Consider the following 17,861-nt stretch of genomic DNA (forward strand, 5'->3'; position numbering starts at 1 on the left):
GCCGGGATGGCATCATTTGAAGACTTTAAATTTAACAAACAAATTCTCAATGCAGTAGCAGAAGCTGGATACACAACAGCTACTGAGATACAAAGCAAGGCAATAACCCCAATTCTTGCAGGACAAGATATCATGGGAATTGCTCAGACTGGGACAGGTAAAACAGCTGCATTTGTGTTGCCTTTATTGATGAAGTTGAAATATGCTCAAGGTGATCATCCTAGGGCATTGATTTTAAGCCCAACTCGAGAGTTGGCTATGCAAATTGAAGAACATATCCAGTTATTTTCGACCTATTTGGATTTAAGAACGATTGTGCTTTATGGTGGCTTAGGCCCAAAGACACAAAAGGAAAAGTTGGCTAAGGGTTGTGATATTATTGTTTCAACACCTGGACGCTTTCTGGATCTTTATCTCGAGGGAGATATAAATACAAAAAGTCTAAAATTTTTGGTTTTGGATGAAGCTGATAAAATGATGGATATGGGGTTCATTGGAAAGATCCATCGGATCTTGGAAGTGGTTCCTAGAAAACGTCAAAATTTATTGTTTTCAGCAACAATGAGCGAGTTAGTCCGAAAAATTGCTGGAGATTTTTTAGCGTTTCCAACCGTAATTGAGGTCACCGAACAAGCGACTCCTGCTCAAACTGTGGAGCAATCCTTATACATGGTACCCAACCAGAAAACAAAATTGAACTTACTTCAACATTTCTTTCAAGATGATGAAGTTTTCTCAAGAGTTATTGTTTTTTGTAGAACTAAAACAGTTGCAGATAATATATATAATTTTTTAGCCCGTAAATATGGGATAGAGGATGTACGTGTTATTCATGCTAATAAGGGACAAAATACCAGGATTAATACCATTAATTCATTTAAGCAGGGAAGTATTCGACTTTTGGTAGCTACAGATGTTGCCGCTAGAGGATTAGATGTTTCTCAAGTTAGCCATGTTATCAATTTCGATGTGCCAATTGTTATTGAAGATTATGTACACAGAATAGGTAGAACAGGACGCGCATTTCATACCGGTGCTGCCATGACTTTTTGTAATCCGGCTGAGGAATACAATTTACGTAAAATTGAAAAGCTAATTCGGCAGACCATTCCATTAAAAACAATTCCAGAATCGGTAACGATCGAAAAAACACCATTTGATGAAAAACAAGCAATTGCTCGGGAAATTGATAATCAAATGAAAATGAATGATCCTGAATTTAAAGGTGCATTCCACGAGAAGAAATTTGCTAAGAAAATTAATAAAAAGAAACCTATAGGTAACGGAAAGGGGAAGGTGGGTAAAAAAACTTCCTCTAAACCTTTTAAAAAACGATGAAACTCACTCCGCTAAACATCACCTTGGCTTGTTTACTTTTCTGGGCAATCCCCGAGATAAGTTATAATGAGGTTCCGACTTTTTCATGGATTTGGCTTTTGATTTTGTCGTTGGTACTTGTGGTTGTGGATATATTGTTTCGGGTTTGGACTAAGAATATTAAGCGATTGTGGATCATGGAAATTGGTTTTATAATAGTGGTTGCTGTTATCACATTATTGATTAAATTACATAATAAAATATGAAAAAAGCAGAAATAAATCTCAAAGTTGAGTTGGATGATTCAAATGTGCCTGAGCGGATTCAATGGAGTTCATCCGATGGCCAAAGTACTGAAGAACTCCCAGCAAAAGCCATGTTTTTAGCGCTTTGGGATTCGCAGTATAAGAATTCGATGAGAATAGATTTATGGACTAAGGATATGCCATATGATGAAATGAAAAGATTCTTTTATGAAACCCTGCAAACGCTTGGGGATTCTTTTTTAAGAGCATCTGGTGGTGATCCAATGGCAGAAAAAATTGTAGGCGATTTACGTGATTATTGCGCTCATTACGCGGATAAAATGGAAATCTTAGAAGAAAATAGCTAAAATACTTTTCCTTTTTGGATCCATGGGTATTCTATTGTAAACAACTCTAAAAGCATGAATTATTTTTTAGTAAAATCAGAACCTTTTAAATACAGCTGGGACCAATTTAATAAAGACAAGGAAACTTTTTGGGATGGTGTACGTAATTACCAAGCCCGAAATAACCTAAAAGAGATGAAAAAGGGAGACTTAGTCCTTTTTTATCACAGTAATGAGGGTAAAGAAATTGTCGGTATTGCTAAAGTGGTAAAGGAATTTTATCAAGATCCCACAACCTCAGATGAACGTTGGGTAGTTGTAGATTTGGCTCCAGTGGAGAGTTTTCGAACTCCGGTAAATCTAGAAACTATTAAAGCAGATCCTTTTTTACAAAACATTGCTTTGGTTAGACAAGGAAGATTATCAGTCATGCCTCTAAAAGCTGAAGAGTTTGATAGACTCGTTGAACTAGGCAATTCTTGATTGAGCTCGAACTTAATATATTCAATTGAGTTAACTAGAACATAAGATTAAAAAAATGAGATCATTTGATGCTCACCCCTTATGTTCTAGTAACTGTGATCATAACTGAATTGGACAAACGAGTCTTTATATTTTATTATATAGGTTGACTAGATCCTTAATTTTAGTGGCATTTTCTGGTTTTAATTTTCCAGCTAAGAGTAGTCGAAGCTCTCTTCGTTGCAATGCCTCCTCAAATAACACTTTTTCGACCTCTGTTTCAGGAATTAAAGAAGGAATTGGTTTAGGTTTATTATGCTCATCTATTGAGACAAAAGTATAATAGGCCTCATTTGATTTTACTTTTGTCCCTAAGGGTAAATTTTGAGCAAATATTTCCATTCTAACCTCAACAGAGGTGTTGAATGCACGGGTAACTTGAGCTTCAATAGTAACGACTTCTCCTAACTTAATGGATCTCCTAAAGGATACATTATCCACCGAAACGGTAACAACCTGGTTTTTACAATGCTTTTGAGCAGCCATTGCTGAGCAAATATCCATCCAATACAGTAACCGACCACCCATAAGATTTCCAAAGGTATTGGTATCATTAGGAAGAACAAGTTCATTCATTTCTGTGTAGGATTCTTTTGCGAATACGTCTTTCATTTCTATTGATTTATTTTTTTTATTTGCTGGTCAATACGAGCTAATGATTCTATAAATGGGGTGGGTTGGAATCCTAAAACATTTTTTGATTTATCTAATATAAAACCAGTTTTCTTTGGACGATTATCTTGTTGTCCAATTTCGTCAGCGGTAATTGGATGAATGAGAGCTCGATCTAGCTTCCAATAATCCGCCACAAGATAAACTGCCTCTATTATTGAATATTGTTTATCACTTGAGATATGAAAGATTCCCTGAGCATTTTTTTCTACTGTCAATAGACACGCCATTGCCAAATCGTCGACCCAAGTAGGCATTCTCCATTGATCTTTAACGACATGAATGGATTGCCCCGATTGAAGTTTATTCTTAGCCCAAAGGACCAAGTTGGACCTGTTTTTATCAGCAATAACACCATAAACTAATATGGTTCGCAATATTGCTGCTCTGGTATTTGAGGATAAAATCACCTTTTCTGCATCCAATTTGCTTTGGCCGTATGCATTGCAAGGATTGCATTCTGCAAGTTCATCATATGGTCCGTTTTTACCGTCAAAAACAAAGTCAGTGGAAAGGAAGGTAAGGTGAATGTTATATTCTTTGCACAAGTTCACCAATAAGCCGACAACATCAACATTCATTTTTTGACAGAGTTCGGGCTGTTGTTCACAAATCTCCACGCTGGTTATTGCTGCACAGTGAATAATATGGGTGGGACGGAAGTTTCTGATTAGTTCCCTTAGCGCTTGGTGATTTAATAAATCCAATTGGACAAATTGATGCTTACGCTTAGTTGGATTTTTTTGGATGGAGTATGAAGTGCAACAGAGCTCATAGTTTGTAGTCTCCAAGATTAAATCGGTGCACTTTTGACCTAAGAACCCATTTGCACCTGTCAGAAGTATGCGTGAAGTTTGATCCATTAGTTCGTCCATATAAAATCCATTTTAGATTGTTTCATTGAATTGTCAATTACATCTATTTCTAATTGAAGGATTGCCTGCATGGCTTTGTAATTTATTTTTGCTTCATCGTCAGTCGATTTATGATAGTCCTCATGCCCTCCCGTATGAAAGAATAAAACAGGGATATTTTTTCGATAGAAAGAGGTTTGATCTGATCCACCATTTCCATCTCTGCTTTTGTTGAATTTAATTGAGCTTTCTACATTCTGGAAAATTTCCGGAAATGCTGAACTCGTCCCATAACCAATAATGGCCAGACCATTTTCAGGGTTATATCTACCAATCATATCCATGTTTAACATCCAGTGAATGTGCTCTAATGGAATGGTAGGATATTGGGTGAAGTGTTTGGACCCCAATAAACCAAGTTCTTCCGCTCCAAAGCCTATAAATAAAATATTGAATGCTTCTTTTTGATGATTAGTTGCATAATGTCTAGCTAATTCCAATAGGCCAGCAACCCCAGATGCGTTATCATCTGCGCCATTATGTATTTTTCCAACGCCATCCGGATCCTTGCTGCCACCAATTTGGGCACTACCCAGATGATCATAATGGGCACCAATGACTATAGTGTATTGCGCTTGATTATCTAAAAATCCTATAATATTATCAGATAGCCTAACACTGTCTGCTAGTTTGACTTTGGTAATTTTGAATTGGAAAGGTTGGCGGTATGTATCATTTGTTCCTTTAGGTTCAAGGCCATATTTTTTAAAGTATTTTTCAACGTAATTTGCCGCTTTGAATGATCCAGGTCTGCCAGTCTCTCTTCCTTTCATTTTATCTGCCGAGAGAAACTTGACATGTTTCTCTAGATTTTTCAGATTGATTTGGGAAAAAACTACGTTTGGTACTCCTAATATCAATAGACTAAAGGCCAAAAAGATTGGGGTTCGGAAATTTTTCATGTCCAAATATAAGGATAAAGCAAGAATTGTATCGGTAGAAAAGTTATTATAAGGTTATCCTTAGTCTTCTACAATTTCATTGTGTACATTTGATTTTTCTTCGTGTTCTTCTTTAAAGTAACGTTTTTGAAAAATTAGTATCAAAATAACACCTATTGAAATGGCTGAATCGGCAATGTTAAAAACTGGTCGAAAGAATAAGAAATCTTCTCCAGCCCAAATTGGGAACCAACTTGGGAAAGTTCCGTCTATTATGGGGAAATAAAACATATCTACAACCTTTCCATGTAGGAAGCTCGCATATCCACCCCCTTCAGGAAATAGAACGGCTTTTTGAACATGAGTACTTTCACTAAAAATGACTCCGTAAATAGCAGAATCAATTATATTGCCTAAAGCTCCAGCAAAGATCAAAGCTACATTTAAGGTAAAACCTCGATTGTATTTGTTTTTTATCATATAATACAAACCATAGCCAATCCCCATCACTGCTATAATTCGAAATACACTCAAAAATAATTTTCCATATTCACCACCAAATTCCATTCCGTACGCCATGCCTGGATTTTCAATAAAGTGAATTAAGATTTTATCTCCTAAGACTTTGAAATCTTGACCGATGGTCATGTTCATTTTTACCCAGAATTTAGAAATCTGGTCCACCAATAAGATGACAATAATTAATAGAACGGGCTTTGAGTATCCTTTCATAGTATATAGAAATGGTCTTTGTGTATCCTACAAAGACCATTTATTAATCTTTTACTTAATATTGTTTGTTTTTAGCCTCAATACTCAATGTAGTATGAGGTACTGCCTTTAACCTTTCCTTTTGGATTAATTTGCCAGTTTCTCTACAGATTCCATAAGTCTTGTTTTCAATACGAATTAAAGCAGCTTCTAGATTATCAATAAATTTTTTCTGACGGGCAGCTAATTGATTTGTTTGTTCCTTTTCCAAGGTTGCAGACCCATCCTCTAATGTCTTATAAGTGCCGGCTGTATCGTCTGTGCCATTCGCATTGCTATTGCTAAGAGATTTTGTCAATGACGACAACTCTTCTCTGGCAACACGTAATTTCTCAAGAATTATTGCTTTAAATTCTTGTAGCTCATTGTCACTGTATCTTGTTTTCTCTGTGTTTCCCATGATTAAATTTTATCAATAATTAGCAATAAATTCTTCTCATCTATTTCAATTGCATCCCCGTGTGCCAGCGTGTTATCAAATTGAAAAGTGTCAGCTAAAATTTCCGTACAAATATACGACAAATTATTATCTACAGCTTTTTGAATTTCAGTATTTTGACTTAATATCACTTTTATGCGATCGGTGACCTCAAATCCTTTTTCTTTTCGTAAGTTTTGAATTCGATTAATCAACTCTCTAGCAATTCCTTCATTTTTCAATTCCGGTGTAATTTGTATATCCAATGCCACTGTTAACTTGCCTAAATTGGCGACCTGCCACCCTTCAACGTCCTCTGCAATGATTTCTACATCTTCAAGGCTTATTACATATTCTGTGCCATTCAATGCAATTTTGCCTCTGTTTTCAAGCTCACTGATTTGTTGGATATCTAAACGTTGAATTGCACTTGTGACAATTTTCATATCCTTTCCAACTTTTGCCCCTAAAGCTTTAAAGTTTGGTTTAATTTTCTTCTTTATAATTCCAGTGGTGTCAATGATAAACTCGATGTCCTTTATGTTTGTTTCAGAAAGAATCAAATCTTTTACACGCTCTACTTTCTGCTGAAAACTATTATCCAAAACTGGAAGTAATATTTTACTTAAGGGTTGGCGAACATTTATGCTTGATTTTTTTCGCAAAGACAAAGCTAACGAAGAAATTTGCTGTGCAAGTTCCATCTGCTCTTCAAGGTCTTTGTCCACCAGGTTTTTATGGTACTCTGGAAAGTTTGCTAAGTGAACTGACTCGAAAGATTCTTTTTTAGTAACTGCATTTAAATCCAAATACAATTGATCTGCAAAAAAAGGTGAAATAGGAGACATCAATTTAGCAATGGTATCCAAACATGTATATAAAGTTTGATATGCTGAGATTTTATCAGCAGAATAATCACCTTTCCAGAATCGTCGACGGGATAACCTTACGAACCAATTACTCAGATGTTCATCTACAAAATTTTGGATAGCTCTTGCCGCTTTTGTTGGTTCGTATTCTTCAAAATATGCGTCAACTTCCTGAGTCAAACTGTTTAAGAGAGATAGTATCCAACGATCGATTTCAGGTCGGTTGGCAACTGCAATATCTGGTTCTGAATAACTGAATTTGTCGATATTTGCGTATAAAGCAAAGAATGCATAAGTGTTATAGAGGGTTCCGAAAAATTTGCGTCGAACCTCATCCAAACTATCTTCATTGAATTTTAAATTATCCCAAGGTGCAGCATTGCTAATCATATACCAACGAGTAGCATCAGCCGAATATTTGTCAATCGTTGTAAAGGGGTCTACTCCATTTCCCAAACGTTTTGACATTTTGTTGCCATTTTTATCCAGTACTAAACCGTTGGATACAACATTTTTGAATGCAACTGAATTTTGTACCATTGTTGAGATGGCGTGCAGCGTAAAAAACCAACCCCTTGTCTGGTCCACCCCCTCAGCAATAAAGTCAGCTGGGAAAGAAGATTCATATTGCTTGTTAAAAGGAAGCGGATCGCCTTTTTCTAATTTATCGTAATCCAAGCCCCATTGTGCATACGGCATTGCTCCTGAGTCAAACCATACATCAATCAGATCAGGCTCACGATACAACTTTTGAGATCCTGGGGAAACCAAAATGATATCATCAACATACGGTCTATGGAGATCCAATTTTTCCGTTCCGAATTTATCTAGGTAGGCTTGATTGGTTGATTTTTCACTCTCTGTTAGAATTCCAGACTGAATAGATTCCTCTAACAAAGACTTTAGTTCAAGCATTGAGCCTATACAAATTTCTTCATTTTCATCTTCGCTCCTCCATATCGGAAGGGGAGTTCCCCAATACCGAGAACGTGAAAGATTCCAATCGACCAGATTTTCTAACCAATTTCCAAAACGACCTGATCCGGTAGCTTCTGGCTTCCAGTTGATCGTTTTATTTAAAGCGACTAACTCATTTTTTTTCGCAGTGGTTTTGATAAACCAACTATCCAGTGGATAGTAGAGCACGGGTTTGTCAGTACGCCAACAGTGAGGATAGGTGTGTTCGTATTTTTTTACATCAAATGCTTTATTTTCTTCCTTCAGTTTAATAGCAATTAGTACATCCGTTGGTCTAAAATCCTTTTGTTCACGCTCCTGAGGTGAATAATATTCTTCTTTAACGAAACGGCCGGCGAAATCTGATATTTCTTTTACAAAACGTCCGGTTCGGTCTACGGTGGGGACTTCCTTGCCGTTTTCATCCTGGACCATGATTGCAGGGATGCCGTTCTCTTTAGCTACACGGAAGTCATCAGCACCATAACTTGGGGCAGCATGAACAATCCCAGTACCATCCTCAGTCGTCACGAAATCACCGATAATTATCTTAAAGGCTTTTTCCAGCAACTCTTCAGAGGTAATATAAGGTAATAACTGATGGTAGCGTAAACCTGCTAAATCAGCCCCATTAAATTCTGCAGCAATTTCCCAAGGTATTATTTTATCCCCTAAATTGAAATCTTGAAAAGATTTTTGTTGACCTTCTGCTTTGAAATGCTTTGAAATTAAATTTTTTGCTAATACAACCGAGACAGGAAGACCGGTGTATTGATTGAAGGTTTTAATTTTTACGTAATCGATATTTTTTCCAACAACCAAAGCTGAATTACTGGGTAAAGTCCAAGGTGTAGTTGTCCAGGCTAAAAATACAAGATCCTCTTCCGTCGAATCTAATAGAAGATCGACTGCAGGATGAATTTGTTGCTTGTCTAATCTGAACTGCGCTACAATTGTGGTGTCTTTAACATCTTTGTATGTTCCTGGTTGATTAAGTTCGTGTGAACTCAGTCCTGTACCAGCAGCAGGAGAGTAAGGTTGTATTGTATACCCTTTATACAAAAGGCCTTTTTTGTATAGATCCTTTAACAAAAACCATAACGTTTCAATATACTTGTTATCATAGGTAATGTATGGATTTTCCAAATCCACCCAGTATCCCATTTTTTGAGTTAAGGTATTCCAAACATCAGTGTATTTCATTACTTCTTTGCGGCAGGCCTCATTGTACTGCTCAACAGAGATTTTTTTACCAATATCTTCTTTAGTAATACCTAAGGTTTTTTCAACAGCAAGTTCAATAGGGAGTCCATGTGTATCCCATCCGCCTTTACGCTTTACTTGGAATCCTTTTAAAGTTTTGTAACGACAAAATATGTCTTTTATAGTTCTCCCCATTACATGGTGAATCCCAGGCATTCCATTTGCCGAAGGAGGTCCTTCATAGAAAGTGTATGTCTTACTGCCAGGACGATTGGAAATGCTTTTTGCAAAAATATCCTCTACTTCCCAACGTTTTAATATTTCCTTCCCAATTTCTGGTAAATTTAACTGCTTATATTCCTTATACATTACGCTCTCAAATCAGATTTTTAAAGGTCGCTAATTTAGTGAATTAAAAGTAAAGGTGAAATAGTGCTGATACTTTAGATAAAGATTTAAAGATTACTTCACACTGAATTGCCTAAAGTGTTTAAAAATGACTGCACAAAAGGTCACATTATTACAAAATAGTGAGTGCGTATCTAATCACATCAAGGTGGGATGGTTAGACTCATCGTTAGCATTTCTGTAGAAATGGAGGAAATTATTTTAACCTCCCGGGCAAATCATACAATAAAATACTCTTCAGGAAGCCTGGATGAATCCGGCCCAATTTAACATAATGGAATTGTCATTCCAAAAGTTCCCAAAGAGGATTGATGTTTATGCGGAGAAACTACTACCACATCCACAAGTGCTAGAAGCATTTGGGTTGTTGAAGGTGAATCCACGAGCTTCAAGACCATTTTTAAAATCAATTTCCATTCCAGCAAGATAGAGACCGTGTGATTTATTCATAAAAACACGGATTCCTTGAATATCATATTCAGAATCGCCTTCTTTTTTTTGATCAAACCCTAAAATATAGCTCATCCCTGAACATCCTCCGCCCTCAACACCAACTCGTAAACCAAAATTCTCACTGATTTCCTGCTGGTCAATCAGTTTTTTTAATTCTTTTAATGCACCCTGGGTCAAAGTTACCGGAGCTGCAACTGTCAAATTTTCTGAAGCCATATGAATTCCTTGTATTAATTATTCCTACAAAAATACATAATTTTAAGTTTTCTTTATTGATATAACATTTTTTGACAAAGAACAAACACACTCCCAGGGCTTTTGGTGGAAATAATGTTCAAAAAATCTGTAATAGAGTTTCATTAATAGGTTTTTTGATTTCGGGCGACACAGACCCGATGTTTAATGTGGTTTGGAAAATAGTATCAAAACTTAGAATGTGTAAACTACCCACGCACACTTTGTGATGGCATGGGCTTTTGATATCAATAATGCACAGTACAACTATAGATATTGCATCTTTCGGGCAGATTTACAGCCGCCCCAAGCAAAGCAATGTTTTGAGCGGCATTACAGTCCGCATCAATCACATTCACTTTGCAATTTTTATTTATACACTTAAAAACCTTATTGGTTCTTTTACCAATATATCTGCAGCAATTACAGGTTTGGGAGGTGTACTGAGGTGCTACAACGATCAACTTAACACCATTCAAAAGAGATTTGTATTCCAGAAAGGAACGCAGCTGACCAAAAGACCAACGACCAAGTTTTGTTCTAAACTTTTTATTTCTAGGTTTCGAACTAAAACGGATGTTAGTCAGGTTTTCAATAGTAATCCCTTGTCTTTTATCCTTAGCGGATTTTACAATCGATTTGGAAATGGTGTGGTTGATAATAGCAGATGTTGTTCGTTTTTTGCCACTAAGCCGTTTGCTCAACCTTTTGGAGCTGCGTGTGCCTTTGCCTTGAATAGAACTACGAACCTGTTGTCTTCTTTCTCTGTATTGATTAATCCATGCGACTTCAGAAATCGCATCGCAAGCAAGGTTTGTTTCCCGAAAGGTTTCCAGAAGCAAGGCTGCTTGTTGAGCTGTTGGAAGCAATTTTACTTTCAATAGGCAATATTTTAATTTTAAAATTAAGGGAAAGCAGCATTTTTATGAATATCGAAAATCAGGTTGTTTGATTAAAAAAATTGCAAAATCGGAATTTAACATATAAAAGTTAGTTAATTATAAAAGCAATTCTTTGTAATTATCTATATTTGCAACTAAATCGAAATAATTAAATATTCCCTATAAATGAGTTTCAATATGGAAAGAGATCAATCCATTTTTAATCTAATTGCTGAAGAGCAAAAACGCCAAGAAGAAGGTATAGAATTAATCGCTTCAGAAAACTTTGTTAGCAAGCAAGTGATGGAAGCTGCTGGCTCAGTTTTAACCAATAAATATGCTGAAGGACTTCCGGGTAAGCGTTATTATGGTGGTTGTGAAGTAGTTGATAAGATTGAAACTATCGCAATTGATCGTGCTAAGAAATTGTTTGGCGCAGCATGGGTAAATGTTCAACCTCACTCCGGTGCGCAAGCCAATGCAGCTGTATTTTTAGCCATTTTGAAACCTGGAGATAAAATTTTAGGGTTTGACCTTTCACATGGTGGTCACCTGACACACGGTTCACCTGCCAATTTCTCTGGAAAACTTTATCAACCCTTATTTTATGGTGTAAAACAAGATACTGGTTTAATTGATTATGAACAACTAGAAGAAATTGCATTAACAGAGAAGCCTAAGGTTATTATTTGCGGTGCTTCTGCTTATTCTCGTGATTGGGATTATGCAAGAATTCGTGCCGTGGCTGATCAAATTGGAGCTTTAGTTGTAGCGGATGTTTCTCATCCTGCAGGACTCATTGCTCGGGGATTATTGAATGATCCAATTCCTCACTGCCATATTGTAACAACAACAACACATAAAACCCTACGTGGACCACGTGGAGGAATGATCATGGTGGGCGAGGATTTTGAAAATCCATGGGGAATTAAAACTCCAAAAGGTGAAACTCGTACCATCACTCAACTTTTAGATCTTGCCGTATTTCCAGGAACTCAGGGCGGACCTTTAGAGCATACAATTGCTGCAAAGGCGATTGCTTATGGTGAGGCGCTTTCCGATGATTATTTAACATACATTACCCAGGTCAAGAAAAATGCTGCAGTTTTAGCGCAATTTTTCGTTGACAAAGACTATAACATTATCTCGGGTGGAACTGATAACCACTTAATGCTTGTTGACTTAAGAAATAAAGACATTTCTGGTAAAGAAGCTGAGGCTGTATTGGGATTGGCAGGAATTACCACCAATAAAAATATGGTTCCTTTCGATAGCCGTTCGCCGTTTGTTACCTCAGGAGTTCGTTTTGGGACAGCCGCAATCACCTCACGCGGAATTAAAGAGTCTGAAATTATTCAAATTGGTGAATTTATTGATGAAGCTTTAATAAATCGTGGAGATCAAGCTGCTTTAGAAAGCATCCACAATAAGGTTCGATCTATGATGGCTGAATTTCCATTGTATAAATAAAAAAAATAACATTTAAAAAAATGGCTTCAAAGGAAAACTTTGGAGCCATTTTTGTTGTTCCTGTTGTGTGAAGAAATGTTAAAAGAAAAACGTTTTTTTTGAATACCCGGAAATTTTATTTCTCTTTGATTTCACTATTTAAATAAACTGCCTATTAAACACAAATACGCTTAAACTAAAATATTACAAAGACATAGAAGACTCTAACAGGTTTTGTGGAGGAAAAATTATGAAACTATTGAATAAAATGAGTGACCAGGAATTGGTACAAGCGTATGTTAAGGGGCAGGAGAGAGCTTTGCAAGTTCTATTGGAACGGTACAAGACCAAAGTCTATTCCTCAATTTATCATCAAGTAAAGGATCAATATCTCGCAGAAGATATTTTTCAGGAAACTTTTATTAAAGTTATCAATACCTTAAAAGCCGGACGCTATAATGATGAGGGTAAATTTTTACCTTGGGTTATGCGTATAGCACATAATATGGTAATTGATCATTTCAGAAGAGAAAAAAGAGCGCCTAATATCGTGAGCAATGATGGCTTTGATATCTTTGAAGTCCTTCAATTTTCAGATGAGAATGTGGAAACAAAGATTCTAAAAGATCAACGTGATGTGGACCTGAAGAAAATCATACAATTATTGCCTGATGATCAAAAGGAGGTGCTGATTATGAGGTTATTTTGCGACATGAGTTTTAAAGATATTGCAGATATCACTGAAGTTAGTATCAATACCGCACTTGGACGAATGCGATATGCTTTGGCTAACCTTCGTAAAATGATAGAAGAAAATAATATGTTGTTCCAATTAGGATAATTCTGGAATCACATAGTTAAGATCGTGGATTACTTCTTCAAATATGAATAAGTATTCATTTATAAAAGATCAAGTAAAAACAGTTTTACTTGATCTTTTAATGTAAAATAACTCTTCTTTAGTGATGATTTACCAAAGCTATTTACAAGCTATTCTCTTGAATTCAATAGTAAAAAAAGAAAAACTTTTCTTTTTTTTGATTCCTTCGCGCAATATTTTGCTTCATGGTGTGAATAACTCTCGAATTAAAGAACGGATATGCGCTAATGCAGGATGTTTGTTTTCTCTGGCGTGTGCTAAAATAATGTCCGTTTTTAATGTGGAATCTTTTAAGCTTAAAAAATTTAAACTAAGATGTTCATATTGTTGGATTAAAGATTTTGGGACTACACTGATACCTAAATCAAGCTGAACAAATTCTATAATCGATGACATATTATTGCATTGATGACGCATCAACGGTGAAAAACCGAGTTCCGCGCAATACGCTAACATATGATTGTGGTAAACAGGTGCATAATCGGCATGGAAGGAAATAAAGGATTCAGAAGATAATTTGGATAGATCTTTGGGTAATGTGAATCCTTTTGGATAAACAAGAGAAAATCCATCGTCGTATAACTTCTCTGTCTGGATTAATGGGGAGGAGATGGGCGCACGAATGATCCCTATGTCCATCTTCTGATCAATTAAAGCCTCCAATTGTTGATTGCTCGATAACTCAAATAGTTTTGTTTGCAAAAAAGGATATTGACTGTTTAATTTTTTGATCAGGAAACCTAGAATTTTCTTGTTGATTGAGCTGATGTAGCCTATTCGAATTTCCCCAGCCAATGAATGATGGATTTGATTGGTCTGAAATTTTGCTAACTCAAGATGTTTGATTATAGCTAAAGATTCCTTTTGAAAGTGTTCGCCGGCCGTGGTGAGCGTGACCCGTCGGTTTTCTCGTGAAAACAATTGCACACCTAGTTCTTGCTCAAGCTCTTTGATTTGTCGACTTAAAGGAGGTTGGGAAATGAATAGCTTTTGGGCTGCTTTACCAAAATGAAGTTCTTCAGCAAGAGTCAGAAAATAGCGAATATGTCGTAATTCCATACTTATAAGGTATCAATTTGTGATAAATTTAGTATTTTTATTGCATAAGTGATATGTGTAGTTTTGAGAAAAATTAATGCTATGAAATCAACAATTAAGGAAATTGAAGAACGATTCAACAATGATGTCGAGCGATTTTCAAATCTTGATACCGGGCAGCAAACAACTTTAGATGCTCTATTTAATATGGAGTTGATTACTCAGGGAATCACTCAAAATTATCCTGAAAAGATCAACCTTCTAGATATCGGTTGTGGAGCAGGTAATTATTCGGTAAAACTTCTGACCAAGAAAAATAATGTGAATTTCACTCTTTTGGATTTAAGTCAACCAATGATTAATCGTGCATTAAAGCGAGTGAATGCCTACAAACCGTTGTCAGCAATTGGTATTAAGGGAGATTTTAGAACTGTTGATCTAGTGGAAAATAGTTACGATGTATTGATCGCAACCTCAGTTCTTCATCATTTGCGTGAAGAAGAGGACTGGTACAGCACATTCTCAAAATTATATAGATTACTTAAAAAAGGGGGGAGTATTTGGGTGTTTGATTTGGTTTTCCAAGAAGATAGTAAGATGCAAAATTACCTATACAAGGATTTGTATGGAGCGTATTTGAGCTCACTTGTTGATGAGAATTACCGTAACCATGTATTTAATTATATTGAAAAAGAGGATAGTCCTCGTTCAATCACATTCCAATTAAACCTATTGCAAGAAGTGGGATTTAATAAGGTGGATTTGCTGCATAAAAATCTTTGTTTCGCATCATTTGTTGCTTACAAATGAACCTTTTTTGTTCACTAGCTCGCCAAGCCTATCCTTATTCAGTGCTTCTTAATCATGGCTAGATATGTTCATCAACTCAAGGAAAATGTTTGTATGCTCCCAATGGAGGAAGCGGTTCTTCGGGTAGGATTCTGTCCATTCAATTCGTTTGATTAGTAAAATGGAATCTATTAATTCATCTGTTTATGACAGTTTGTCTATTTATCTGTAAAAAAGGCTTATTTTCCGTCTGTTTTTGATTTCTTTGTCGTCATATCACTAATGGAATTAATTTTGATAGTGTATATTAGAGTTACAAAAAAACAGAAAAATAAAATATTATAGATATGTATTGGATTCTTTTTATTGGTATCATGTTGGTGAGCTGGATAGTTCAGTTCAGATTCAAAAGTAAATTTAAGAAATATTCAGAGATGCCACTTTCATCCGGACTCTCTGGAGCCGAGATTGCTCAGAAGATGTTAAATGAGAATGGAATCACAGATGTACAGGTTATTTCAGTTGAAGGACAATTGACGGATCACTACAATCCTGCTAATCGTACTGTAAATCTTAGCCCTGATGTTTACCATGGCCGTAGTGTTGCCGCGGCGGCAGTGGCTTCTCATGAATGTGGACACGCCGTTCAACATGCCGCGGCCTATTCATGGTTACAGTTTCGTTCATCCATGGTGCCGATCGTATCAGTAGCCTCTAAGCTGACAACATGGGTGTTGTTAATTGGTGTGTTATTGATGGCATATAGTCAAAATCCAATTGTTTTAGCAATTGGTGTTGGGGCGTTGTTTTTAACGACAGTGTTTAGTTTTATTACCTTGCCAGTTGAGTTCGATGCGTCAAATCGGGCCCTTGCCTGGTTGGATTCTTCAAGGATAACAAACAGTACTGAAGAACATGATGGAGCAAAAGATGCTTTAAAATGGGCTGCTATGACGTATGTTGTTGCTGCTTTGTCGGCTTTAGTTACCTTGCTTTACTACGCTTCCATTTTGTTCGGAAGAAGGGACTAAAAAAAATATAAACATTAAACGGGGTGAGGAATATTTCCTCATCCCGTTTAATGTTTAATCGCAATTGATTATACATATCTGATTTGCTTATTATAAGATTATTTTCGTTTTTTTAATTTAAAATACGTTTAGTGAGAAGTTTAAAGAATGAATTGATAAGCTTTCGATTGGATTTATTAACTTTGTGACTTAGCAAGGATTTTCAAGAGATTATACGATGTTTTCAAATCTACAAGATAAATTAGACAGAGCCTTTAAAGTACTTAAAGGGCAAGGCAATATTACAGAGATTAACGTTGCAGAAACGATGAAAGAGATTCGCAAGGCATTATTAGATGCCGATGTGAACTACAAAACTGCCAAAACGTTTACTGACGATGTAAAAGAAAAAGCTTTAGGCCAAAATGTATTAACGAGCATCTCTCCTGGTCAGCTCCTGACTAAAATCATGAACGATGAACTTACTCAATTAATGGGTGGTTCTGTTGATGAGTTGGAAATTGCCAAAAACCCTACTGTTATTTTAATAGCAGGTTTAAACGGAGCTGGTAAAACTACTTTCTCTGGAAAATTAGCTAATTATTTAAAGACTCAAAAGGGTAAAAAACCTTTGTTAGTAGCTGGAGACGTTTATCGTCCTGCGGCAATTGATCAACTAGAAGTTCTTGGACAGCAGATTGGAGTACCCGTTTTTGTAAATAGAGAATCTACTGATCCCATTGCTATTGCAGCCGCAGGGGTAGATGAAGCGAAAAGATCCGGTCATAATGTTGTGATTATTGATACAGCAGGTCGCTTAGCCATTGATGAACCTTTGATGGAGGAAATCACTGCTGTTAAAAATGCTACAAATCCGCATGAAATATTATTCGTTGTGGATTCGATGACTGGTCAGGATGCGGTAAACACAGCTAAAATATTTAATGATCGCTTGGATTTTACAGGTGTAGTTTTAACTAAACTTGATGGTGATACCCGTGGTGGTGCGGCCTTATCGATTAAATCAGTTGTCAATAAGCCCATTAAGTTTATCGGTACCGGCGAAAAGATGGAAGCCCTGGATGTGTTTCATCCAGATCGTATGGCTTCTAGAATTTTGGGTATGGGTGATGTGGTTTCCTTAGTTGAACGTGCTCAACAGCAATTTGACGAGAAGGAAGCAGCCGAACTTCAGAAAAAAATACGTAAAAATAAATTTGATTTCAACGACTTTAAATCACAAATCCATCAAATTAAAAAAATGGGTAATATGAAGGATTTGATGGGTATGATTCCTGGTGTTGGTAAAGCAATTAAAGATGTCGAAATAGACGATGATGCTTTTAAACCAATTGAAGCGATTATTGATTCTATGACTCCTTTTGAACGCAGCAATCCAGATGTGATTGATCAAAAGAGAAGACTTCGTATTTCCAAAGGATCCGGTACAGATTTAAACGAGGTAAATAAATTAATGAAGCAGTTCGGCGACATGCGTAAAGTGATGAAGCAAATGTCAAACCCTAGTATGGCTGCTAAAATGATGCGTAATATGCCTAAAATGCCTGGTAAACCATTTTAAAATAAATTTTATAGAAAACTT

The 17,861-nt window shown here is 36.3% G+C and carries 17 protein-coding genes; 8 read left to right on the forward strand and 9 right to left on the reverse strand.

The window, feature by feature from the left end; all coding sequences use genetic code 11:
• Positions 1-6: 6 nt before the first annotated feature.
• The 3 genes from AC6CHH_RS03770 (at position 7) to AC6CHH_RS03780 (ending at position 2,392) form a co-directional block, all read left to right on the forward strand.
• Positions 7-1,338 (forward strand): DEAD/DEAH box helicase, encoded by a 1,332-nt coding sequence (locus AC6CHH_RS03770; protein WP_498279888.1) that lies wholly within the window; start codon positions 7-9, stop codon positions 1,336-1,338.
• A gap of 241 nt (positions 1,339-1,579) precedes the next feature.
• Positions 1,580-1,930, forward strand: a complete 351-nt coding sequence (gldC, locus tag AC6CHH_RS03775; protein ID WP_498279890.1) for a gliding motility protein GldC — start codon at positions 1,580-1,582, stop codon at positions 1,928-1,930.
• Between the two features lie 54 nt (positions 1,931-1,984).
• The gene (locus tag AC6CHH_RS03780) at positions 1,985-2,392 is read left to right on the forward strand and encodes an EVE domain-containing protein (RefSeq protein WP_498279892.1); all 408 of its coding nucleotides are present in this window, start codon (positions 1,985-1,987) and stop codon (positions 2,390-2,392) included.
• Positions 2,393-2,518: 126 nt separating this feature from the next.
• Here AC6CHH_RS03780 and AC6CHH_RS03785 read toward each other — a convergent pair whose 3' ends face one another.
• The 8 genes from AC6CHH_RS03785 to AC6CHH_RS03820 all read right to left on the reverse strand — a co-directional run bounded on the left by AC6CHH_RS03785 (position 2,519) and on the right by AC6CHH_RS03820 (position 11,092).
• Positions 2,519-3,043 (reverse strand): acyl-CoA thioesterase, encoded by a 525-nt coding sequence (locus AC6CHH_RS03785; protein ID WP_498279894.1) that lies wholly within the window; start codon positions 3,041-3,043, stop codon positions 2,519-2,521.
• A gap of 2 nt (positions 3,044-3,045) precedes the next feature.
• Positions 3,046-3,978: an SDR family oxidoreductase gene (locus tag AC6CHH_RS03790; protein ID WP_498279896.1), complete on the reverse strand. Its 933-nt coding sequence runs from the start codon at positions 3,976-3,978 to the stop codon at positions 3,046-3,048.
• Entirely contained in the window at positions 3,966-4,919 is a 954-nt protein-coding gene (locus AC6CHH_RS03795) for a M20/M25/M40 family metallo-hydrolase (RefSeq protein WP_498279898.1), read from the reverse strand. Before AC6CHH_RS03795 ends, AC6CHH_RS03790 begins: the two co-directional genes overlap by 13 nt.
• A 60-nt stretch (positions 4,920-4,979) precedes the next feature.
• A complete protein-coding gene (locus tag AC6CHH_RS03800; protein WP_498279900.1) occupies positions 4,980-5,630 on the reverse strand; it encodes a lipoprotein signal peptidase in 651 nt (216 codons plus the stop codon).
• A gap of 55 nt (positions 5,631-5,685) precedes the next feature.
• A complete protein-coding gene (locus AC6CHH_RS03805; protein ID WP_498279902.1) occupies positions 5,686-6,069 on the reverse strand; it encodes a TraR/DksA family transcriptional regulator in 384 nt (127 codons plus the stop codon).
• A 2-nt stretch (positions 6,070-6,071) separates the two neighbouring features.
• Positions 6,072-9,485: an isoleucine--tRNA ligase gene (gene ileS, locus AC6CHH_RS03810; protein WP_498279904.1), complete on the reverse strand. Its 3,414-nt coding sequence runs from the start codon at positions 9,483-9,485 to the stop codon at positions 6,072-6,074.
• Positions 9,486-9,839: 354 nt separating this feature from the next.
• Positions 9,840-10,193, reverse strand: coding sequence for a HesB/IscA family protein (locus AC6CHH_RS03815; protein WP_498279906.1), 354 nt, complete (start codon positions 10,191-10,193; stop codon positions 9,840-9,842).
• A gap of 266 nt (positions 10,194-10,459) precedes the next feature.
• Positions 10,460-11,092, reverse strand: coding sequence for an RNA-guided endonuclease TnpB family protein (locus tag AC6CHH_RS03820; protein ID WP_498279908.1), 633 nt, complete (start codon positions 11,090-11,092; stop codon positions 10,460-10,462).
• A 198-nt stretch (positions 11,093-11,290) separates the two neighbouring features.
• On the opposite strand from AC6CHH_RS03820, the gene glyA reads away from it, so the two are divergent.
• Both glyA and AC6CHH_RS03830 read left to right on the forward strand, forming a co-directional pair.
• On the forward strand, positions 11,291-12,562 hold the full coding sequence (gene glyA / locus AC6CHH_RS03825; protein WP_498280392.1) for a serine hydroxymethyltransferase: 1,272 nt from the start codon (positions 11,291-11,293) through the stop codon (positions 12,560-12,562).
• Between the two features lie 229 nt (positions 12,563-12,791).
• Positions 12,792-13,382: an RNA polymerase sigma factor gene (locus tag AC6CHH_RS03830; protein ID WP_498279910.1), complete on the forward strand. Its 591-nt coding sequence runs from the start codon at positions 12,792-12,794 to the stop codon at positions 13,380-13,382.
• Between the two features lie 222 nt (positions 13,383-13,604).
• Here the strand turns inward: AC6CHH_RS03830 and AC6CHH_RS03835 are convergent, their stop codons facing one another.
• A complete protein-coding gene (locus AC6CHH_RS03835; protein WP_498279912.1) occupies positions 13,605-14,480 on the reverse strand; it encodes a LysR family transcriptional regulator in 876 nt (291 codons plus the stop codon).
• Positions 14,481-14,561: 81 nt separating this feature from the next.
• On the opposite strand from AC6CHH_RS03835, the gene AC6CHH_RS03840 reads away from it, so the two are divergent.
• The 3 genes from AC6CHH_RS03840 (at position 14,562) to ffh (ending at position 17,840) form a co-directional block, all read left to right on the forward strand.
• Positions 14,562-15,269 (forward strand): class I SAM-dependent methyltransferase, encoded by a 708-nt coding sequence (locus AC6CHH_RS03840; protein WP_498279914.1) that lies wholly within the window; start codon positions 14,562-14,564, stop codon positions 15,267-15,269.
• Positions 15,270-15,595: 326 nt separating this feature from the next.
• Positions 15,596-16,279, forward strand: coding sequence for a zinc metallopeptidase (locus tag AC6CHH_RS03845; protein WP_498279916.1), 684 nt, complete (start codon positions 15,596-15,598; stop codon positions 16,277-16,279).
• Positions 16,280-16,496: 217 nt separating this feature from the next.
• Positions 16,497-17,840, forward strand: coding sequence for a signal recognition particle protein (gene ffh / locus AC6CHH_RS03850; protein WP_498279918.1), 1,344 nt, complete (start codon positions 16,497-16,499; stop codon positions 17,838-17,840).
• The last annotated feature ends 21 nt before the right edge of the window (positions 17,841-17,861 follow it).

The sequence above is a fragment of the Sphingobacterium sp. GQ94 genome (assembly GCF_059758715.1).